We start from the raw sequence: 21,046 nt of genomic DNA, 5'->3' as shown, positions 1-21,046 counted from the left end.
GGAAGTACAGTAACAATTACATAATGAATCAACGCGTAATACGGATATTTATCGCTTTCGCTTTTTTGGTTTTTAGCCAATTAGGTCGAGCTGAGGCTACTCTCAACGTTAATGGACTTTCTGATAAGGCCGAAGACAACGTTGAGGCATATCTGTCTGCAATTCCTGAACAAGAGTATTCCACATCCCTTCGTTTTCAGTCTCGTATTGAAGAGAGCATAGTTCAAGCGGTCAGGGCTTTGGGCTATTACCATCCTGAACTCACCTTTACTGTCAACGAAGAAGACCAAGAGCTTAATGTCGATGTTAAGTTGGGCGATCCTGTGATTATCGAAGAGTTGGATATTCAACTGAGTGGTGAAGCAGAAGATGACCCGGCATTTGAGGCGTTAATCAAGGCCAGCAAACTTAAGAAAGGTGCGCAGCTCAGTCATGGTGATTATGACGATCTAAAGTCCGGCCTGCGCAACTTGGCGCTCAAGCGAGGCTATTTTGAGGGAGACTTCAGCGTTACACGCCTAGAGGTTGCCCCAGATCTCAATCAGGCGTTTATACATCTGCATTACGAAAGTGGTATTCGCTACACCTTCGGCCCTACTAGCGTGTCAGGCTCACAAATAGAGCGAGACAGAGTCTTCTCACTGATCCCATTCGAGCAAGGTGACCCTTATCTTGCTAGTGATATAGGAAAGCTCAACCAAAATCTGTCCAGCACTTCATGGTTCGCTTCTGTGTACGTAGAGCCAGATCTAAGCCAAGTTGGTAATGGAAACAGAGAATTGCCGATGGCGATTCGTCTCTCTCCGCAATCTCGCCACCAAGTGGAAACGGGTATTGGTTACTCAACGGATGTGGGAGTCAGAGGCTCATTGAACTGGAAACGTCCATGGTTGAACCCTCAAGGTCATAGCTTTACCAGCAGTTTTTCACTGTCCAAGCCTGAACAGGAAATTGTCGTTGGTTATAAAATCCCACTGGAAGATGTGCTTCACGAATACTATCGAATTCAATACGGTATGAAATACCTAGATAACAACGATACGCAAAGCTTTGAGTCGAGCTTAGGTTTAGAGAGGCACTGGCAGCTCGAGAGTGGCTGGCACCGCACCGTGTTTATTCGTCTTCTTAATGAAGATTTTACCCAGGGTATTCAGGAAGACCGCTTTACTATGCTATTGCCAGGGATTTCCTATTCCAAAACACGCTCACGCGGTGGGGCTATGCCTACCTGGGGTGATAAGCAGACGATTTCCTTTGAGTATGGCGATCCCGCCGTTTTATCTGAAGCTCGTGTATTACGAGTGCAAGGAAGAACCACATGGATTCGCAGTTATGGTGGCAATCATCGCGGTATCTTCTATATCGGTGGTGGTGCCAACTTTACTGAATCTGTGTTCGACCTACCACCATCTTTGCGTTTCTTTGCCGGTGGTGATAACAACCTCCGTGGTTATAAATACGAGTCGGTTTCTCCGAAGGATAGTGAGGGTAAACTAACGGGTGCTAAGTTTATGGCCACGACTAGTCTAGAGTATCAGTATCGAGTCTATGGAAACTGGTGGATGGCCGCCTTTGTGGATTATGGCGACGCATGGAATGAAACACCCGAGGGAAAAACCGGTACCGGTGTTGGCATAAGGTGGGCGTCACCTGTGGGGCCAGTTAGGCTTGATTTCGCCTTTGGTTTGGATGTAGAAGAGGGTACAGATAAGTTCCAGCTTCACTTTGGTTTGGGGCCTGAGTTGTAATGACGCAAGAATCACAACAAAACGAACAGCAAGCAACAGCGGAAACTCCGCCTGTTACCAAGAAAAAACGCTCCTTGTGGCGTCGTTTCTTGCGTGCGATTGCTCATCTATCGCTGGGTATGCTCGCTCTGATTTTGTTCGTCATCATTACGTTATGGGTACTGCTTTTCACTAACCCAGGGCTTAATGGCATTATTTGGACAGCAGAAAAGTTTGTCCCTGAATTAAAGGTAGAGGACACAGAAGGCGCGCTACTTAACGACTTCCAGCTTTATGGCATTGAATATAACAACCCTGACCTGTTTGTCGCATTGCAGGCAGAAAAGCTTGCGCTAGACATACAGCTGCGCTGCATTCCTAAGGTTGAGTTGTGCATTAAAACCTTAGGTATAGAGGGAGCCACCTTTGCCCTCACCGATATCGCGCCAAGTGAAGAGGTGGCAGAGCAGGAACCAAGTGAGCCCATTACCAGTGTCTCTCTTCCTTTCGGTCTGGGCGTAAAGATTGAGCGCCTGTATCTGAATAGAATCGATCTGGATATCTTGGGTAATAAGATCGCATGGAGAGAATTTGAGACTGGAGCGCAAATGCGCTTTGATAGCCTTACCTTGAATCCGACGCGCCTTGATGGCGGCCGGCTAACACTTGCTACAAGTGAAGGTGAGCCCGAGGTGGTACAAGAGGCCAGCGCTGATTCGCCCAAGTCAAAGATTGTTTTACCTGAGGTATGGATCCCCCTTAGCGCCAAGATTGACGATATTACCGTCACCGACTTTAAAATGACCTCGCCAGAGGTAGAAATAGACCGAGCGCATTTGGTTGGTTCTGCCAAAGGAAATAACGTTACCGTTGAAACCTTTGAATTGGCTATGCCACTTGTCGATTTAAATCTAGATGGCGAAGTTGAACTCAAAGAAGACTACCCACTCACTATTAATACCGATGCAAAGATAAAGCAAACCACGCTTGCAGGTCAGACACTGTCATTAAATGCCGAGGGCAGTGTGGCTGATTTAGCGCTAAGTGCAGGGTTGAGAAAACTCATTGTTGCGGATATTGATGCCAAGCTAGAGCCTCTAGATCCCGACATTCCATTTGATATCGATTTAAGGCAAGCGCAAGTGCAATGGCCGTTGCAAGGCGAGGCCGATTACAAAGCTCAAATAGCCTCTCTACAAGCCAAGGGTATTTTGGACAAGTACACCCTCGACTTAATGGGTGCAGCGCAGGGCAAGACAATTCCTGATGTGGATCTTACTGTGGATGGGGAAGGTAGCCTAGAGCACATAGATCTAGAAAGTATCGATGTTAAAACGCTGCAGGGTGTTATCGAAGGCAGTGTGATGGCGAATTGGGCTAGCCCTATCAACTGGGCCGCCAACCTTCAATTACAGCATATTCAACCAGGGAGCTATTGGCCGGAGGCTGAAGGCGATATCAGCGGGAGTTTAGCAACAACCGGTCGATTGCCAGAGAAAGGCGGTTGGGAGGTTGAGCTTTCCGAACTTGATATTGACGGCATATTCCGTGATTACCCGCTCAATATTAATGGTGTACTTGACGCCAAAGACGCGACAGGCAAGGGAGACTATCGATTTAATACTCCGGGCTTAGTTGTGGCGCATGGGCAGAACAATATCCGTATTTCAGGGGACCTTGATCAGAACTGGAATCTGGATACCAAACTCGATATTCCAGCAATAAAGCATACAGTGCCAGATTTAGATGGATCTGCTATTGGATTAATCGAACTTCGAGGGCCCTTTGCTGAGCCTGAGGTCATTGCTGATGTCACGGCGAACAAGATTGCTTGGCAAGATCAGCTGACGATTGAGTCTATAACCCTGAAAGGAGATGTTGAGCCATTGCCGACTCCGGGCGGAAAGCTCAACTTGGTTGTGCAAGGCTTGCAGCATCTGGAGCAGAAAGTAACGCGCAGTGAGTTTAGTTTTAATGGCACTCAACAGCAGCACAGAGCGTCATTTAGCATTGACTCAGAGATGGTCAAGGGTGGCGTGAGCGTATCCGGTAGCCTAGAAACCGAGCCTGGTATTAAGTGGAAGGGCGAACTGCAAGATGCCAGCCTGACCACAGTACAAGGCGAATGGACGCTAGATCGTAGTCCGAAGCTTTCCTATGACGTTGACACACAAGTGGCATTTGTTGAGACTCACTGTTGGTTACAGGCCGACTCTAAGCTGTGTCTTGATAAGGATGTGCAAGCAGGCCAATCTGGCGAGGTGTTTGCTAGTGTTCAGAATTTCAATTTCTCCCAAGTCGCATCACTGCTGCCAAAAGAGGTCACCTTAGTGGGTAAGGTTGATGCCAATGCCCGTGCAAAATGGTCACCAACAGCTTTGCCTGAGGTAGAGGTTAAGGTCGACCTTCCTAAGGGAAGTGTCACACAACAGCTAGATCGCCCTGTGACGGTCGGATGGAACAAAGCCGACCTTAAGGCGAGTCTTGTGAAAGACGACCTTAAGGCTGAGTGGTTAATTGATTTGACCGACAACGGCGATATCAAAGGGCGCGTTGACTTAGATAAGGTATCTAAGGAAAACAAACAGATAGATGCTCGCTTGCAACTCCAGCAGATCACTTTGGGTATGCTAGAGCCCCTGTTCGGTGAATTCAGCAAGGTGGGCGCCGATATCAACTCTGACATTCAATTACAAGGTCCCGTTGAACAGCCCAAGATCTTTGGCGATTTTAGAGTTGAGAATATTGTCGCCACAGGTGATGTCAGCCCTATTGATGTGACTTCAGGTCAAGTAATAGCAAAATTCTCCGGTTATCAGGGAGACTTTGACGCCAAGATCAAGACCGAAGAAGGCGAACTCTTGATCTCGGGTAACAATGATTGGCAAGACATGAAAAATTGGCGAGCTAATTACAATATATCGGCCAATGAATTGCTGGTGGACGTTCCCCCTGTGGTGAAGGCGAAAATTGAGCCTGATATTGATGTCGCTGTTTCTCCTGGTCTCATCGACGTCAAAGGAGAGGTGAGATTACCTTGGGGAAGAATCACCGTTGAAGAGCTTCCACCGTCAGCGATTTCAGTGTCTTCGGATGAGGTGATTTTAGATAAAGACCTAAAACCATTAGAGAAAAGCTCTGATTTCCCATTTGCGATTAAGACGGACATTAAGGTCATTATTGGCAACGACTTCTTGTTGAGCGCCTTCGGCTTGAAAGGCGGCCTTGTTGGTGAGATTAATGTATCTCAAAAGAATGAGGCTCCGTTCATTCTTGGAGAGGTAAACATTGTCGATGGTAAATATCGCTCCTTTGGTCAAGACTTAATTATTGATGAAGGTAAGGTTCAGTTTAATGGGCCAGCAGACCAGCCATATCTGTTGATAAAGGCGATTCGAAACCCAGACAATACTGAAGATGATGTTATCGCGGGTATCCAAGTTACAGGCCCCGCTGATGAACCGAGCATCGATGTGTTCTCAGTGCCCTCGATGCCTCAAGCGAATGCCTTATCGTATATTTTGCGAGGGCAGGATATAGACAGCGACTCTGGCGGTAACTCCATGACGACAGCGCTTATCGGTTTGAGTTTGGCTCGAAGTGGACGTGTCGTCGGTGAGATCGGCGAAGCCTTTGGCGTAAGCGATCTGCAACTAGATACAGCGGGTACCGGAGATGATTCTCAGGTTACGGTAAGTGGCTACATTCTCCCTGGCTTACAGGTCAAATACGGTGTGGGTATTTTTGAACCCGTTGGTGAGTTCACATTCCGCTATCGATTGATGAAAGACCTGTATTTAGAAGTGATGTCAGGCACAGACAGCGCCGTAGATTTGTTGTATCAGTTTGAATTCGATTAAACATAGGGTGAAGGTATGCAGCATTTAGTTTTTGTTTATGGAACCTTGAGACAAGATGAAGCGAATCATTACCTTCTGCAAGGAAGTGAGTTTCTAGGCTTGTTTGAGACTCCACCACAGTACGCTCTTTACGACTTCAGCACGCTTCCTGGCATTGTTGAGGGACACGAGGTGATTACAGGAGAGGTCTATAGGATCAGCGATGAAGTACTAGTGAAGCTAGATATTTTTGAAGATGTGCCTATTGAATACAGAAGAGAAACCATCGACACTCCCTTCGGTGAAGCATGGATCTACCTTTACCAAGGAACTGAATCAGGCAAAGCGATAGAGTCAGGAGACTGGAATTTACGTAACTAGGCTAATAGGCTTTGGTCATATTAAACAAGGATGTATGTATGAAATGGATGTTAACGGCGTTGAGTTGCGTGATGCTATGGGGCTGTGTGGGTAAACCGGATCAGATCACTCCGGTAAACAACTTTGAGTTAGAAAGGTATCTTGGTAAGTGGTATGAGATTGCGCGTCTTGACCACTCCTTTGAGCGGGGCATGAATCAAGTATCAGCAGAATATACGATGCGCGAAGATGGCGGCGTTAAGGTGCTTAACAGTGGTTATTCCACGGAAGATAAAGAGTGGAACAGTGCTGAGGGTAAGGCCTATTTTGTTGAGTCTGAAGACTTAGGATACTTGAAGGTTTCCTTCTTTGGGCCTTTTTACGGCTCCTACATCGTGTTTGAACTAGAAAAGCAGAACTATGATTATGCCTTTGTCTCAGGGCCTAATCATTCCTACCTTTGGCTACTCTCGAGAACACCGCAAATCAGTGATGACATAAAGCAGAAATTTAAAAGCCAAGCAAAAGAGCTTGGCTTTGATACTAGCGAACTAATCTGGGTCGAACAGACTGTGGATTAGTACTGTTCTGGGTTATCGCGCAGGAAACCGTGTAAGGTTTCAATCATCTCGGTTGAACCAGCAAAGAATGGAACACGTTGGTGCAGTTCTTCTGGTTTGATCTCCATGATACGGCCTTCGCCATCTGTCGCTTCACCGCCCGCTTGTTCCGCTAGGAAAGCAATTGGGTTGCACTCATAAAGAAGGCGTAGCTTGCCCGTTGGGTAAGCACGGGTGCTAGGGTAAAGGAAGATACCGCCAAGTAGCAGGTTACGGTGGAAATCTGATACCAAAGAACCAATGTAGCGAGAAGTGTAAGGACGCTTACCTACTTCATCTTCTTCCTGGCAGTATTTGATGTACTTCTTCACACCAGCAGGGAAGTTAATGTAGTTACCCTCGTTGATAGAGTAGATAAAGCCCTGCTTAGGAATACGCATGTCTTCGTGAGACAGGCAGAAAGAACCGATAGACGGATCGTAAGTGAAGCCGTGAACGCCTTTACCCGTAGTATAAACTAGCATGGTTGAAGAACCGTAGATCACGTAACCAGAAGCCACTTGCTCTGTACCTGGCTGCAAGAAGTCACGCTCTTCTGCTAGGCCGCCAATTGGCGACAAGCGACGGTAAATAGAGAAGATAGTACCAACAGATACGTTTACGTCGATGTTGCTAGAGCCATCTAGTGGGTCCATCAATACAACGTATTTCGCTTGTTTGTTTACTTCTTTGTCGAAGCAAACTACTACGTCTTCTTCTTCACTCGCAATACCACAAACTTGGTCACGATTTTCTAGTGCGGCTTTGAAGGTATCGTTTGCTAACACATCAAGTTTTTGTTGTGCTTCACCTTGGATATTTTCTTCACCGGCTGCACCCGTAATATCGACAAGGCCAGCCTTGTTGATTTCACGGTGTACGATTTTTGCCGCCAGATTAATAGACGACAAAAGAGAAGAGAGTTCACCGCTAGCATGGGGGAAATCATGCTGCTTCTCTATGATAAATTCACCTAACGTTCTTAAATTGGACATGGGGGGTTCCGTTTATTTGTATGACAAGTTCTTTTTTTAGCCAAATATACAGGACAAAACATATTACGACACGCGAAGTAACTGATCTATTTCACAGTTTTCTGACTTTCATCACTCGCAATGCTATGGGTTAGTGTCCAGAATCTGGTTAGAATCAATTATAAGGCTTATTGACTCACCTTGGGATAGAGCCACCTCTCAAAGCAAATGGAAACTTTATGCATATTCATATACTCGGAATTTGCGGCACCTTTATGGGTGGCGCTGCGGTACTAGCAAAGCAACTTGGTCACAAAGTGACGGGTAGTGATGCGAATGTTTATCCTCCAATGAGCACATTGCTTGAGTCGGAAGGGGTTGAAATCATCCAAGGCTACGACCCTGATCAACTGGAGCCTCGTCCAGATCTCGTGGTGATTGGTAATGCAATGAGTCGCGGTAATCCTTGCGTTGAATATGTGTTGGACAACAATCTTAAATACACCTCAGGCCCGCAGTGGTTACAAGAGTTCCTTTTACACGATCGTTGGGTGCTGGCTGTGGCGGGCACTCATGGTAAAACGACTACTTCAAGCATGCTGGCTTGGATACTGGAAGATTGTGGCTATGAGCCAGGATTTCTTGTAGGCGGTGTGCTGGGTAACTTCGACCAATCGGCTCGCTTAGGCGGCAGCATGTTTTTTGTGGTAGAGGCGGATGAATACGACAGCGCCTTCTTTGACAAGCGTTCTAAGTTTGTTCATTACCACCCTAGAACTCTAGTGATGAATAACCTCGAGTTTGACCACGCAGATATCTTTGATGACCTAGAAGCCATCAAGCGCCAGTTTCATCATCTAGTCAGAACCGTTCCGAGTAACGGACGAATTTTATCTCCTGCTGACGATGAAGCCTTGAGTGATGTATTGACGCGCGGATGCTGGAGTGAAACCGAATTCTCCGGCAAAGAGTGGCAAGTGAAAAAACGAAAAGCAGACGGCAGTCACTTTGAGGTGTATTTGAAGCAACAGAAAGTGGGTGAGGTGAATTGGAACCTAGTAGGCGACCACAATGTAAATAATGCCTTGATGGCAATAGCGGCGGCGAGACACGTGGGCGTTGTTCCTGACTTGGCTTGCGAGTCTTTGGGGCGATTTATTAATACCAAGCGCCGCTTAGAGCTGAAAGGGGAAGTCAATGGTATCACCGTTTACGATGATTTTGCCCATCACCCAACAGCGGTTGAACTCACTTTAGATGGTTTGCGTAATAAAGTCGGAGAGCAACGAATCTTTGCGGTACTAGAGCCAAGGTCGAGCACCATGAAGATGGGCGTTCACAAAGATACTCTTGCGGCTTCCCTAGGCTTGGCTGACAAGGTATTCCTTTATCAGCCTGACAGCATCGAATGGTCAGTGGAGGATATTGCACGGCAGTGCTCTCAGCCAGCACAAGCGTCCAACTCAGTGGATGATATTGTCAAATCTTTAGTGGAAGAGACTAAGCCAGGCGATCATATATTGGTGATGAGTAATGGCGGCTTTGAGGGAATCCATACTAAGCTTCTACAAGCACTACAGGTAGCGGAACATTAATGCAGCGTAGCCAACAACAAAAAAGCATCACACTGGCCATGACGGGAGCCTCTGGGGCTCCTTACGGCTTAGCATTGCTCAAGAAACTGCTAGAAGCGGATTATAAGGTCTTCTTTCTTGTCTCTTCTGCGGCCCGCGTGGTGTTAGCCACTGAACATAACCTTAAGCTTCCTAGTGGTCCTGATGCCATCAAAGCGGCATTGGTGGCGCATTTGGGGTGTGATGACTCTAAGCTGGTGGTGTGTGGTAAAGAAGACTGGTTCTCTCCAGTGGCATCAGGCTCAGCCGCGCCTAAGCAGATGATTGTGTGCCCTTGTTCTGCAGGAAGCCTTGCCTCCATAGCTCATGGTATCTCTGACAATCTTATTGAGCGCGCTGCAGACGTGGTGCTTAAAGAGCGTGGTCAGTTAATTCTAGTGGTGCGTGAGACGCCATTTTCCACCCTACACCTAGAGAATATGCTTAAGCTGTCGAAGATGGGGGCGACTATTATGCCTGCCGCTCCAGGGTTCTATCATCAGCCGCAGTCCATTGAAGACCTGGTTAATTTTATGGTGGCGCGAGTGCTCGACCATATCGGTGTCAATCAAGACTTGGTGCAGCCTTGGGGCTACGATAGACGCCAGTAATTACTTCAAAACAGCAACGCCAGCATATTGCTGGCGTTGTCATTTCTAACCTTTATCAATGTAGGTTGAGTTTGAACTACAGGTTCTCCTCGGCAAATTCGGCTAATCGACTGCGCACTACACCGTTGAGGTGAATGTTTGCTGAGCCTTCAAAATTTTTGAAGCGCTCCACCATATAAGTAAGGCCTGAAGTTACAGGGGTTAAATAAGGGGAGTCTATCTGTGCAAGGTTGCCAGAGCAGACAATCTTGGTACCTTCACCACAGCGAGTAATAATGGTCTTGATCTGCGAAGCGGTAAGGTTTTGGCACTCATCGAGTAAAACAAAAGCGTTTTGGATGGAGCGTCCGCGCATAAAGTTGATGGATTTAAACTGAATGTTAGCCTTCTCACAGATGTAACGCAGTGACCCCTCCGTGCAGTGGTCATTCTTGTGTAGCGCTTCTAGGGTATCGGTGACCGCAGCAAGCCAAGGCAACATTTTTTCTTCCTCGTTGCCGGGTAAAAAACCGATAGACTCGCCAATCTCTGGCGTATTACGAGTCACGATGATCTTATCAAACATATTATGTTCAACGGATTGCTCTAGAGCAGCTGCCATGGCGAGCAGGGTTTTACCACTGCCTGCTGCACCGGTTAATATCACCAAGTCGATATCAGGGTCCATAAGGGCATCGAGCGCCATTCCTTGATAGATATTTTTTGGTTTAATATCCCAGGCACGACGACTCATCATCTTGTCTCGGCTTAGGTCTTTTAGAGTGACTGACTCTGAATCCATCTCAGTGACACGTGCAGCAAAGTTACTGTCAGAATCTAGAATGTACTGGTTGATGTAGGGTTGTTCGATACTGGATTGGTTGATTAAGTGGTGGGTTTTTCCGGCTAGAGCAATGGAGTTAACGTCGTTTATCTTGTCCCAAAATGTTCCTTCGTATTCTACAAATCCCTTAGTTAAGTACTGCACATCGTCAATGAGTTGGTCGGTGCGGTAGTCCTCTACGTGGCGGACACCGGCTCCCTTGGCGCGTAGCCGCATATTGATGTCTTTGGTGACGAGCACGACATCACGTGGTGAGCGTTTGTTTTGTAGGTAGATAACGGCATTGAGTATTCGATTATCCCCAGCCTTATCCGCAAAGGCCTTTACCGTTTCTTGCAGTTCAAAATCAGCCAGTATGGAAAGTGTGCCTGTAGATTTTGATTCATTATTAAAACGGATACCTTCGGATATTTGGTCTGGCGTTGCTTCGCGGAACAGATCCTCTAAGGTACGAATCGCAACACGCGCATCACGAGCAACATCTCGTTTGCTGTCTTTGATTCGGTCTAGTTCTTCTAAAACCGTCATGGGAATGACGACGTCGTGTTCTTGAAAGGAATAAATGGCGTGTGGTTCGTGAAGTAGGATGTTGGTGTCGAGTACGAAAATCTTGCGTTCGCTATCACCCATAAGCGTCTCCTTTGCTTATCTGACGTTGTGTATCCAAGCGATCTCAAAACCCAGTTTGTAGACTGATGAAGAGAGCTCAGTTAGACAGTTAAAACCTCTTCTATTTTGAGTGTAGTTTGGTTTCATTTGTTTGACAGTTTGATTGCATAATTTATATCCAGCGAAATTAAGGTTTTACGTGCCCAGCATGCACCGATGTACTATCATGTCGCCCTTTTTCTGATAGGAAACTTAGCCAGTTTTGCTCGGTTTTCTTCTACTATTGTTAGAGTCAATTATACAAAAGGGTTTTAGCTGAATGGCATTTGCGATTGGTCAACGTTGGATTAGTGATACAGAAAGTGATTTAGGTCTTGGAACGATAGTTGCCATTGATGCACGAACGGTAACCTTGATGTTTGCCGCCTCAGAAGAAGAGCGACTGTACGCTATCAGTGATGCCCCGATTACTCGTGTCACCTTTGCTGTTGGCGACACCATCGAAGCGCATGAAGGCTGGTCACTGAACGTCGATCAGGTCATTGAAGAAAAAGAGGTGCTTTGCTACGTAGGTACGCGTGAAGATACCGGTGAGCAAGGCGTGGAGCTTCGTGAGATTTTCTTAAGTCACCAGATCCGTTTCAACAAGCCACAAGATAAGCTGTTTACCGGACAAATTGACCGCATGGACAATTTTGTATTGCGTTATCAGGCTTTGAACAACCAATACCAGCAGCATAGAAGCCCACTTCGAGGGTTGACAGGTATGCGTGCGGGTTTGATTCCTCATCAGCTGTTCATTGCTCAAGAAGTCGGTCGTCGATACGCACCGCGTGTTTTACTGGCCGATGAGGTAGGTCTAGGTAAGACCATTGAAGCCGGCATGATCATCCATCAACAAGTGCTGGCGGGTCGCGCGGAACGAATTCTTATCGTGGTGCCTGAAACCCTAACACACCAATGGCTGGTGGAAATGATGCGTCGCTTCAATTTGCACTTCTCGGTGTTTGATGAAGAGCGCTGTGTTGAGGCCTATGCAGAAGCCCATAATCCATTTGATACGCAGCAATTGGTGCTTTGCTCGCTGGACTTCCTTAAGAGCAGCCCTAAGCGTCATCAACAGGCGTTAGAAGCCGAGTGGGACTTATTGGTAGTCGATGAGGCTCATCACCTTGAGTGGAGTCTTGAGGCGCCAAGCCCTGAGTATATGGCTGTTGAATCGCTAGCATCCAAAATTCCTGCTGTGTTGCTGTTAACCGCAACGCCTGAACAACTTGGTCGTGAAAGCCACTTTGCGAGGTTACGCCTATTAGATCCAGATCGTTTCTATGATTACCAAGCCTTTGTTAGTGAAGAAGAAAACTACGCTCCTGTGGCTGAGGCTGTAAGCCAGTTGCTATCCGGTCAAGCGCTAGCTAATGATGCTAAGAATCAGATCACAGAGCTGCTATCCGAGCAAGACGTAGAGCCAATGTTTAAGGCCATATCCGATGACCAGCACCCTGAACAGCAGGCATCAGCAAGACAAGAGTTGATTGATAACTTGATGGATCGCCATGGTACGGGACGCGTATTGTTCCGAAATACTCGTGCTGCGATCAAGGGCTTCCCTGAGCGCCGAGTACACCTGCTGCCTATGCCTTTGCCAGAGCAATACGCTCGCGCCATTAAAGTGTCAAAGATGTTCAATGTTGACCTGCCAATTGAAAAACAAGCAGGCATCATGCTTTACCCTGAAGAGGTTTTCCAAGAACTGGGAGATACCGGGTCGTGGTGGCAATTTGATAGCCGAGTAGATTGGCTGATCGAGAAGGTGAAAGAAAAGCGCTCTGAAAAGGTACTGGTTATTGCCTCAAGAGCCACGACAGCATTGCAGCTTGAACAAGCATTGCGTGAGCGTGAAGGCATTCGAGCTACGGTGTTCCATGAAGGTATGTCGATCATAGAGCGTGATAAAGCGGCCGCTTACTTTGCGCAAGAAGAGGGCGGCGCGCAAGTACTGATCTGTTCAGAAATAGGCTCAGAGGGTCGTAACTTCCAGTTTGCTAATCAGCTAGTGATGTTTGACCTGCCATTTAACCCAGACTTGCTAGAGCAGCGTATTGGTCGCTTGGATCGTATTGGCCAGAATTCTGATATTGATGTATTCGTTCCTTACTTAGAGGGAAGTTCTCAGGGCGTACTGGCGCATTGGTACAATGAAGGTCTTAACGCCTTTGCTGAAACCTGCCCAACGGGTCGCACAGTGTATGAGAAGTTCTCTTATGAGTTGACTGAGATGATCGCAACCGGTGATAGCTCAGCGCTTCCCGATGTGATTGCTCAATCGGCAAAGATTAATCAACAGCTTAAACAAGACCTAGAGCAAGGCCGTGACCGACTGTTAGAGATGCACTCTAATGGCGGTGATCGAGCGCAAGACTTGGTTCATGAAATTGCCTCTAAAGACAACGATACCCAGTTCGTTAGCTTTGCCCTTAGTCTATTCGATTGTATTGGCCTAAACCAAGACGATAAGGGAGAGAATGCATTGGTCGTAACGCCTTCTGAGCACATGCTAGTGCCGAGTTACCCTGGTCTTCCATACGATGGCGCCACCATCACCTTTGATCGTGATACGGCGCTTTCCCGTGAAGATATGAACTTCATGTCTTGGGAACACCCAATGATTCAAGGCGGTATTGATTTACTGCTGAGTGAAGGGGTGGGAGCGTCAGCGGTTTCTTTATTAAAAAACAAAGCCTTGCCAGTAGGTACTATGCTTTTAGAGTTGGTGTATCTGGTTGATGCACAGGCGCCTAAACGCAGTGGTATTTCTCGCTTCTTACCGCAAACGCCAATTCGCTTGATGCTAGACGGTAAAGGCAACGATCTCTCCGAACAGGTTGAGTTTGGTAGCTTTAATCGTCAGTTGAGCCCAATTAACCGTCATATGGCGAGTAAGTTGGTTACCTCTGTTCAATCGCAGGTTCAGGCCTTGATTGCTATGGGTGATGAGAAAGTACTGCCAAAGCATGAGCAGGTTAAGCAGCAAGCTAAGGCTGAAATGCAAGCTAGCCTCAGTGCTGAGCTAGAACGTCTACTTGCCCTTAAAGCGGTTAACCCTAACATTCGAGACGAGGAAGTATCGGCAATCGAAGAGCAAATTAGCGAGCTCGATGGCTTTATTTCTCAAGCGCAGATTCAATTGGATTCCTTACGCTTGATCGTTGTTTCCCATAACTAATACTGGAGTGAAAACATGGCCATGACTGAGTACCATCCTCCAGTAGACCCGTGGATAGATATCATTTATCAAGATGAGCACATCTTGGTGGCCAATAAACCTGCTGGCTTGTTGTCTGTTCCTGGTAGGGAAGAGCGCCACTACGATAGTTTATGGAGTCGTCTTGTCGAGGAGTACCCTGAGATCCAAGTGGTGCATCGCTTGGACATGGCCACTTCCGGTTTGATGTTATTTGCCCTCAACAAAGAGGCCGAGCGTCACCTTAAAAAGCAGTTTCAATACCGCTTAACGCACAAGGTGTATTACGCACGTGTGTGGGGTGAGCTTGAAGAAAAAGAGGGGATCGTCGATCTCCCTCTGATCTGTGATTGGCCAAACAGACCAAGACAGAAGGTATGCACCCACGATGGCAAGCCTTCAAGAACGGATTATCAAAAGGTATTGCAGGAAGAAAAGACCTGTATTGTGCGTCTGTTGCCTATTACTGGACGATCACACCAACTGCGTGTGCACATGAATGAAATGGGACACTCCATTGTTGGCGATGAATTCTATTCTGAAGGGGAGGCGAGGGCCTATTCTGAACGCTTGCAGCTGCATTCAACGGAACTGAGCTTTTATCACCCTAAAGATGGCAAATTAGTCAGTATGTTTGTGCCATGCGACTTTTATCCTGAGGCAGAACCTTTAGTATTGAAACTCTACTCTGCAGAGCCTGAGTTACCAGACTATAAAACCTTGCCAAAGCATTAAGGATTACGCATGCCACAATCGTTACCTAAGGTTGTCTTCTTAGATAAGGCGACCATTCCTGCACATGCTCACTTTCGTGAATTAAGCTTTCCACATCAATGGGTGGAGTATGATTACACCTCGCTTGATGAACTAGAAGAACGATTAGTTGGCGCTGAGATTGTCATCAGCAATAAGGTCGCGCTTAATGGCGAAATACTTAAGCAGTTCCCTAGCATCAAGTTGATAGCAGTCTCTGCCACGGGAACCAACAATGTTGATTTGGATTACTGCGCCCAGAATCACATAGCAGTGTGCAATATCCAAGGGTATGCCACACGCTCTGTACCTGAGCATGTGATTGGGATGATCTTTGCTCTCAAGCGCAATCTGTTCGCTTATCATCAAGATATAGAAAAAGGTGTGTGGCAAAAAGACAAACAGTTTTGTTTCTTCACGCATCCTATTACTGACGTAGCAGGGGCAACGATAACGATTGTTGGCAGTGGCAGTTTGGGGCAAGCGGTCGCTACCCTAGCAAGCGCTGTGGGCATGAAGCCTATCTTTGCCGAGCGTAAGGGTGTGTCGCAGGTGAGAGAGGGCTATGTGAGCTTTGAAGAGGCTCTACAGCAGGCAGATATAGTCACCTTGCACTGTCCGCTTACCCAGAGTACAACGGATTTGATTGCACGAGATGAGTTAGCTTTAATGAAGCCGACCTCGGTTCTGATTAACACGGGTAGAGGCGGTTTAGTGAACGAAGCTCATTTAGTCGGAGCGCTTAAATCGGGTGATATAGCGGGGGCGGGATTTGATGTGTTTACCCAAGAGCCAGCTGATACCTCCAATCCCTTGCTTGCCAATATGTCACTGCCTAACCTATTACTTACCCCGCATGTAGCGTGGGGGAGCGATTCTGCATTGCAAAGCCTTGTGGATATTCTTCTCAATAACATTGATGACTTCATGGCAGGAAAGCACTCAAACAGAGTTGTTTAGTACAAAAGTATTTAGCACAAAATGAAGAGTACAAATAAAAACGGTCACCTAAAGAGGTGACCGTTTTTCATCTAAATACAGTTTAGCCTTGCGGCTTAATCACGAGTACGTTTACTGGAGAGTTATGTACCACCTTACTCGCCACTGAACCCAAAACAACATTATCGATTCGTGAGCGCTTGTGGCTTGGCATGACGATTAAGTCTGCGCCTAGCTTTTCGGCATAATCGATAATGGTAGCGTAGGGCTTACCTTCAGCGATATGAACCTGATAAACCAGTTCTGGGTCTACAAAGCTATCTGCGAAGTTTCGAAGCTGAGCTTCCACATCCTTCTTCATATCTTGTACGGCATCCTTAGGGAAGTAGGTTGCCACCATGGACATATGAATCCCTGGTAATACGTTCAGAAGATGCAGCTGTGCATTGCTTTGCTTGGCATGCCAAACGGCTGCCTTTAAGGCTTTATCACTGAAGCCTTTTTCGTTCAGGTCAACGGGGACTAAGATCTGTTTGTACATGGGAAATGCTCTTGAATTTTTGTCGTGCTATTGCCCCATAGTGTAGACCATGGGGCATTGAGCGAAATCAAACTATGCGTTGATAGACTCTCTAGCTCGACGTCGTTTTTGATTTAGTGCCATTAATAACACTAGAATCAATGCAGGAAGGAATACCCACTCCTTCATTGGTCGCTCTGCTTTTTGAATGATGTGTTTGATTTCCCAGTCAAAATCTATGCCTGCAGCTTCTGCAGGGCTACCGAATTCGACCATATCCACAATCACGTTATCATCATTTTGAGAAAGCATTAATCCCATTGAAGAAATGCGGTCCTCTGCGGTGCTGGCATTGTCATCAAACGGCAATCGAACCGTTTTGCTGATGAACTTGCCTTCGAGGTTTTCACCCTCTACAACCATTTGCAGAGCCTTGCCTATTGGCATTTGCTCAACAACGGTGGAGATTTCAGTCGCAGGGACTTCCAATTGAGCAGGGTAAATTTGATCCCACCAAAAGCCTGGACGGAAGAAGGTAAAGGTCAGTACTAGCAGGGCAATGGTTTCCCACCACTTATTGCGAGTTAACCACCAACCTTGCGTTGCAGCAGAAAATAGCAACATTGCGGCGGTCGCAGAGAGTATGGTCAGCATCAGGTGCCACCAACTGTCTATTCCCATCATCAGAAGCTGAGTATTGAAGACAAACATGAACGGCAGAATGGCCGTACGTATGTCATAGGTAAAGCCTTGGATACCCGTACGAATAGGGTCGGACTTTGCAATTGCCGCGGCAGCAAAAGCCGCCAAGCCTACTGGCGGTGTATCATCGGCAAGGATACCGAAATAGAACACAAACAGGTGTACAGCAATCAGAGGGATGATCAGCCCGTGCGCGGCACCTAAGGTGACAATAACCGGAGCCATCAAGGTCGACACAACAATATAGTTGGCTGTGGTCGGTAGTCCCATACCTAAGATAAGACTGATAACCGCAGTAAACAGTAACATCATGATGACGCTACCGCCGGAGATGAACTCGACAAAGTCCGTCATCACCAAGCCAATGCCAGTAAGCGTTACTACGCCAACTACGGTACCAGCCGCTGCTGTCGCGACACCGATGCCTATCATGTTACGCGCACCTGAAACCAGAGCTTCTAGCAGGTCATGAAAACCGATCTTAACGGCTTTAGCGATCTCATTATCTTTATTAAATAAAGCCATTAATGGACGCTGGGTAATTAGAATGAAGACCATGAATACCGTAGCCCAGAAAGCAGATAGACCCGGTGAGAAACGCTCTACAGTCAAACACCAAACCAACACCACTATAGGTAGCAAAAAGTGCAGACCAGATTTGACGGTAGGGCCTACATCTGGGATCTCTGTTAGATCTGGATCCATCTCGGCATGGTCCTGATACTGGGAGGAAATACGCACAAGCCCAACATAAGCGATGAGCAAAGCCACAGTCACAATTGGAGTCGCGGCTGCGCCAAATACGTCTTTGGTCCAGCCAATGCCGTAGTATACCGCTGCACTAATTACGCACAGACCCAGAATGGTGCCAGTGAAAGAGAGTAGGCTTTGCAGTTTGGTTGGCGTATGGCGACGAGGTAAGCCTTCCATGCCCGCCTTACAGGCCTCTAAGTGCACAATATAGATAAGGGCAACATAAGAGATGAGCGCAGGTAATAGAGCGGCTTTAATCACCTCGACATAGGATATCCCTACATACTCAACCATCAAGAATGCAGCAGCACCCATGATAGGAGGGGTTAGCTGGCCATTGGTGGAGGCTGCAACCTCTACGGCACCCGCTTTAGTGCCAGGGAAACCAACGCGCTTCATCAGTGGAATGGTAAAGGTACCAGTAGTCACTACGTTGGCGATGGATGAGCCTGATACTAAGCCTGATAGACCAGAGGCAACAACCGCAGCTTTAGCGGGGCCTCCGCGCATATGACCAAGTAGTGAGAAAGCGACCTTAATAAAGTAAGCACCGGCACCAGCTCTTTCTAACATGGCGCCAAACAGTACAAACAAGAATACAAATGAGGTCGAAACCCCCAGAGCAACACCGAATACACCCTCAGTAGTCAGCCACAAGTGAGACATAGCCTTATTCAAGCTTGCGCCTTTGTGTGCAATGACATCTGGCATGTGTGGGCCAGCAAAGGTGTAGGTAAGGAATAAAGCAGCAACGACCATTAGCGGTGGACCGAGCGCGCGACGAGTTGCCTCTAGAAGCAGAACCATGCCGATCACCGAAGCCACAATATCCGTCGTGGTTGGTGCACCAGAACGCTCAGCTAATTGGGTATAGAAGAGATAAATGTAGCCGGCAGCCAAACTGCCCAGCAATGCCAAGACCCAATCAACGGCAGGAATTCTATCTCGCGGTGAGCCCTTTAATGCTGGATAGGCGGTAAAGGCAAGGAATATGGCAAAAGTGAGATGGATAGAACGAGCTTCGGTATCGTTGAGGATAGCGAAATTGAAAATGAATGGCAGTGGTGAAGCGTACCAAAGCTGAAACAGTGACCAGCATAGCGGCACAAACCATAGGATTCGCCCTGGAATACCCGAAGGGTTTCTTGCCCCAGTATCCGCTTGTGCGACGATCTCTTGTGCCTCTTGAGAGGGAGTCGTTGAATGTGTCATTAGTGTGTCCTAATTCTGTTGACGCGAGGATTGGTTAGGCGCGCACCTTTAGGTACTCATACCAATCGTACTAAGTAACTGGTGATTCTAGCCGGTTAAAATACTCGATAACTGCGTTAGTATTTTTGATTGTAGAATAACTACTTATCGAAAAATTCTGCCTTGTTCTCGAGCATTTTTCCTGCGCTATTTCTGATCACTTACTCAGTGTGATTGGTATCAATAACCTTAGACCAAGCCCAAATACTAGCCAATAAATTGCAATATAAAGAGAGGGGGTTGCCAAATGGAGGCAAACAGAAAGCCCCAGTCAAGAATGGGACATTGGCTAGTAAACGTAAGGGGATGCTGTGCTACCCCCTATTTCCACCGAACAAAAGTAAGGAGGCTTTAGCCTCCTTATCTTATTGGGTTACTTGATAAGGCCTACTTCTTTGTAGTACTTCTCTGCACCAGGGTGAAGAGGAATAGATAGGCCGTCTTTCACCATGTTCTCTTTCTTAAGATTTGAGAATGCAGGGTGTAGACGTTTGAAGGTGTCAAAGTTTTCAAATACCGCTTTAGCGACTGTGTAAGCTACTTCGTCTGAAACGTCAGAAGTCGTGACCATAGTTGCCGCTACACCGAAGCTGTTAACGTCTTGGTCTGTACCACGGTACATGCCAGCAGGTACTGTGCTAAATGCATAGTAAGGGTTATCAGCGACGATCTTATCGATCTCTGGACCCGTTGCTGGAACTAACTTCGCGTTACAAGAGGTTGTTGCTTCTTTGATTGATCCATTTGGGTGACCAACCATGTAGATGAAGGCATCAATCTTGTTATCACAAAGCGCTTGAGAACGCTCAGAGCCTTTTAGTTCAGAAGCAAGTTTGAAGCTGTCGTTAGTCCAGCCCATAGCGTCCATGACTACGCCCATTGTCGCGCGGTCACCAGAACCAGGGTTACCAATGTTGACACGCTTACCAGCTAGATCAGAAACGTTATTAATGCCAGAGTCTTCGCGTGCAATGATGTTAAAAGGTTCTGTATGAAGAGAGAATACAGCGCGAAGCTTTTTGTAAGGACCTTGGTCAGAGAATTTGCTGGTTCCGTTGTAGCCGTGGTACTGCCAATCTGACTGAACGATACCAAAGTCTAATTCGCCAGAACGCATAGTGTTTACGTTGTAGATAGAACCGCCAGTAGACTCAACTGAACAACGTACATTGTGTTCATTACGGTCTTTGTTAACAAGCTTACAGATTGCACCACCAGTAGGGTAGTAAACACCTGTTACTGAACCAGTACCAATAGTAATGAACTCTTGCGCTGAAACTACGCCTGCGGCCATAACTGCTGCAGCAATCGCACCAAGCTTAATCGCTTTCTTAAATGCCATGATGTTTCTTCCTTATATCCATGATCATACCAACAGCCTTCTATGTGCTATTGAAGTTTCCTGTATGGAAACGGCATCTTTTTCAATCCCAATTGAGCCAACAGCACTTGTTGTAATGTTAAATATTCGATCCAACCGAATCTTCTTAGTTTAGATCGACTTTAGAAGAAACGTTCAACATAACAGCAATTACAGAGGGTAAATCGTTGAAAAAGTGGCTGCATCATAGCAAAAAATAAGCAGAAAGAGAGTGAGCAGGATGATGGAGAATAGAAAATCGGTTGCTTATATGAGGAGTTAAAGGTGTTGATTTTGTGAAATGATCTTTAAAAACAATGAGTTATTATTAAATGGTTAATAGGTTGTAATTTTAATGAGATGTGATCG

The 21,046-nt window shown here is 46.8% G+C and carries 14 protein-coding genes; 9 read left to right on the top strand and 5 right to left on the bottom strand.

From position 1 onward, the window contains the following. Positions 1-23: 23 nt before the first annotated feature. From tamA to OCU35_RS11870, 4 genes are read left to right on the top strand one after another with little or no spacing between them, the layout of a single operon-like run. Entirely contained in the window at positions 24-1,748 is a 1,725-nt protein-coding gene (gene tamA / locus OCU35_RS11885; RefSeq protein WP_102549604.1) for an autotransporter assembly complex protein TamA, read from the top strand. Continuing rightward, positions 1,748-5,587, top strand: coding sequence for an autotransporter assembly complex protein TamB (tamB, locus tag OCU35_RS11880; RefSeq protein WP_261825409.1), 3,840 nt, complete (start codon positions 1,748-1,750; stop codon positions 5,585-5,587). The genes tamA and tamB overlap by 1 nt, the downstream gene beginning before the upstream one ends. A 15-nt stretch (positions 5,588-5,602) precedes the next feature. Further along, entirely contained in the window at positions 5,603-5,947 is a 345-nt protein-coding gene (locus tag OCU35_RS11875; RefSeq protein ID WP_017029063.1) for a gamma-glutamylcyclotransferase family protein, read from the top strand. A 38-nt stretch (positions 5,948-5,985) separates the two neighbouring features. Next, positions 5,986-6,507, top strand: coding sequence for a lipocalin family protein (locus OCU35_RS11870; RefSeq protein ID WP_017031376.1), 522 nt, complete (start codon positions 5,986-5,988; stop codon positions 6,505-6,507). On the opposite strand, the gene fbp is transcribed toward OCU35_RS11870, so the two are convergent. Beyond that, positions 6,504-7,520: a class 1 fructose-bisphosphatase gene (gene fbp, locus OCU35_RS11865; protein ID WP_017242779.1), complete on the bottom strand. Its 1,017-nt coding sequence runs from the start codon at positions 7,518-7,520 to the stop codon at positions 6,504-6,506. The two genes, OCU35_RS11870 and fbp, sit on opposite strands and share 4 nt — an antisense overlap. Positions 7,521-7,738: 218 nt before the next feature. On the opposite strand from fbp, the gene mpl reads away from it, so the two are divergent. Both mpl and OCU35_RS11855 read left to right on the top strand, forming a co-directional pair. After that, positions 7,739-9,094 (top strand): UDP-N-acetylmuramate:L-alanyl-gamma-D-glutamyl-meso-diaminopimelate ligase, encoded by a 1,356-nt coding sequence (gene mpl / locus OCU35_RS11860; protein WP_261825408.1) that lies wholly within the window; start codon positions 7,739-7,741, stop codon positions 9,092-9,094. Next, complete coding sequence (locus OCU35_RS11855) at positions 9,094-9,723, top strand: flavin prenyltransferase UbiX (protein WP_017029059.1); 630 nt, start codon at positions 9,094-9,096, stop codon at positions 9,721-9,723. Before mpl ends, OCU35_RS11855 begins: the two co-directional genes overlap by 1 nt. A gap of 76 nt (positions 9,724-9,799) precedes the next feature. Here the strand turns inward: OCU35_RS11855 and OCU35_RS11850 are convergent, their stop codons facing one another. Further along, positions 9,800-11,176, bottom strand: coding sequence for a PhoH family protein (locus OCU35_RS11850; RefSeq protein WP_017031373.1), 1,377 nt, complete (start codon positions 11,174-11,176; stop codon positions 9,800-9,802). A 298-nt stretch (positions 11,177-11,474) separates the two neighbouring features. On the opposite strand from OCU35_RS11850, the gene rapA reads away from it, so the two are divergent. The 3 genes from rapA to OCU35_RS11835 are packed head-to-tail and all read left to right on the top strand — an operon-like array spanning position 11,475 to position 16,112. Beyond that, positions 11,475-14,381 carry an RNA polymerase-associated protein RapA gene (gene rapA / locus OCU35_RS11845; RefSeq protein ID WP_065209430.1) on the top strand — a complete coding sequence of 969 codons (2,907 nt, stop codon included), beginning with the start codon at positions 11,475-11,477 and terminating at the stop codon, positions 14,379-14,381. A gap of 15 nt (positions 14,382-14,396) precedes the next feature. After that, positions 14,397-15,134, top strand: coding sequence for a bifunctional tRNA pseudouridine(32) synthase/23S rRNA pseudouridine(746) synthase RluA (gene rluA, locus OCU35_RS11840; RefSeq protein WP_102483691.1), 738 nt, complete (start codon positions 14,397-14,399; stop codon positions 15,132-15,134). Between the two features lie 9 nt (positions 15,135-15,143). Beyond that, positions 15,144-16,112 (top strand): D-2-hydroxyacid dehydrogenase, encoded by a 969-nt coding sequence (locus OCU35_RS11835; RefSeq protein ID WP_102501784.1) that lies wholly within the window; start codon positions 15,144-15,146, stop codon positions 16,110-16,112. Positions 16,113-16,194: 82 nt separating this feature from the next. Here the strand turns inward: OCU35_RS11835 and OCU35_RS11830 are convergent, their stop codons facing one another. The 3 genes from OCU35_RS11830 to OCU35_RS11820 form a co-directional block, all read right to left on the bottom strand. Then, positions 16,195-16,632, bottom strand: a complete 438-nt coding sequence (locus OCU35_RS11830; RefSeq protein WP_017242774.1) for a universal stress protein — start codon at positions 16,630-16,632, stop codon at positions 16,195-16,197. A 72-nt stretch (positions 16,633-16,704) separates the two neighbouring features. After that, positions 16,705-19,278 carry a TRAP transporter permease gene (locus tag OCU35_RS11825; protein ID WP_102426974.1) on the bottom strand — a complete coding sequence of 858 codons (2,574 nt, stop codon included), beginning with the start codon at positions 19,276-19,278 and terminating at the stop codon, positions 16,705-16,707. Positions 19,279-19,690: 412 nt separating this feature from the next. Beyond that, on the bottom strand, positions 19,691-20,659 hold the full coding sequence (locus OCU35_RS11820) for a TAXI family TRAP transporter solute-binding subunit (RefSeq protein ID WP_102426975.1): 969 nt from the start codon (positions 20,657-20,659) through the stop codon (positions 19,691-19,693). Positions 20,660-21,046 lie beyond the last annotated feature (387 nt).

This window comes from Vibrio breoganii (assembly GCF_024346795.1).
In the GTDB taxonomy this organism is placed as follows: domain Bacteria; phylum Pseudomonadota; class Gammaproteobacteria; order Enterobacterales; family Vibrionaceae; genus Vibrio; species Vibrio breoganii.
The sequence above is the reverse complement of the archived record's forward strand: the minus strand, read 5'-3'. Positions and strand labels throughout refer to the sequence as shown.

What these genes read in the sequence shown, in the direction of transcription:
- tamA (WP_102549604.1), top strand. Translation starts at nt 24, where the DNA reads ATGAATCAACGCGTAATACGGATATTTATCGCTTTCGCTTTTTTGGTT.
- tamB (WP_261825409.1), top strand. Translation starts at nt 1,748, where the DNA reads ATGACGCAAGAATCACAACAAAACGAACAGCAAGCAACAGCGGAAACT.
- OCU35_RS11875 (WP_017029063.1), top strand. Translation starts at nt 5,603, where the DNA reads ATGCAGCATTTAGTTTTTGTTTATGGAACCTTGAGACAAGATGAAGCG.
- OCU35_RS11870 (WP_017031376.1), top strand. Translation starts at nt 5,986, where the DNA reads ATGAAATGGATGTTAACGGCGTTGAGTTGCGTGATGCTATGGGGCTGT.
- fbp (WP_017242779.1), bottom strand. Translation starts at nt 7,520, where the DNA reads ATGTCCAATTTAAGAACGTTAGGTGAATTTATCATAGAGAAGCAGCAT.
- mpl (WP_261825408.1), top strand. Translation starts at nt 7,739, where the DNA reads ATGCATATTCATATACTCGGAATTTGCGGCACCTTTATGGGTGGCGCT.
- OCU35_RS11855 (WP_017029059.1), top strand. Translation starts at nt 9,094, where the DNA reads ATGCAGCGTAGCCAACAACAAAAAAGCATCACACTGGCCATGACGGGA.
- OCU35_RS11850 (WP_017031373.1), bottom strand. Translation starts at nt 11,176, where the DNA reads ATGGGTGATAGCGAACGCAAGATTTTCGTACTCGACACCAACATCCTA.
- rapA (WP_065209430.1), top strand. Translation starts at nt 11,475, where the DNA reads ATGGCATTTGCGATTGGTCAACGTTGGATTAGTGATACAGAAAGTGAT.
- rluA (WP_102483691.1), top strand. Translation starts at nt 14,397, where the DNA reads ATGGCCATGACTGAGTACCATCCTCCAGTAGACCCGTGGATAGATATC.
- OCU35_RS11835 (WP_102501784.1), top strand. Translation starts at nt 15,144, where the DNA reads ATGCCACAATCGTTACCTAAGGTTGTCTTCTTAGATAAGGCGACCATT.
- OCU35_RS11830 (WP_017242774.1), bottom strand. Translation starts at nt 16,632, where the DNA reads ATGTACAAACAGATCTTAGTCCCCGTTGACCTGAACGAAAAAGGCTTC.
- OCU35_RS11825 (WP_102426974.1), bottom strand. Translation starts at nt 19,278, where the DNA reads ATGACACATTCAACGACTCCCTCTCAAGAGGCACAAGAGATCGTCGCA.
- OCU35_RS11820 (WP_102426975.1), bottom strand. Translation starts at nt 20,659, where the DNA reads ATGGCATTTAAGAAAGCGATTAAGCTTGGTGCGATTGCTGCAGCAGTT.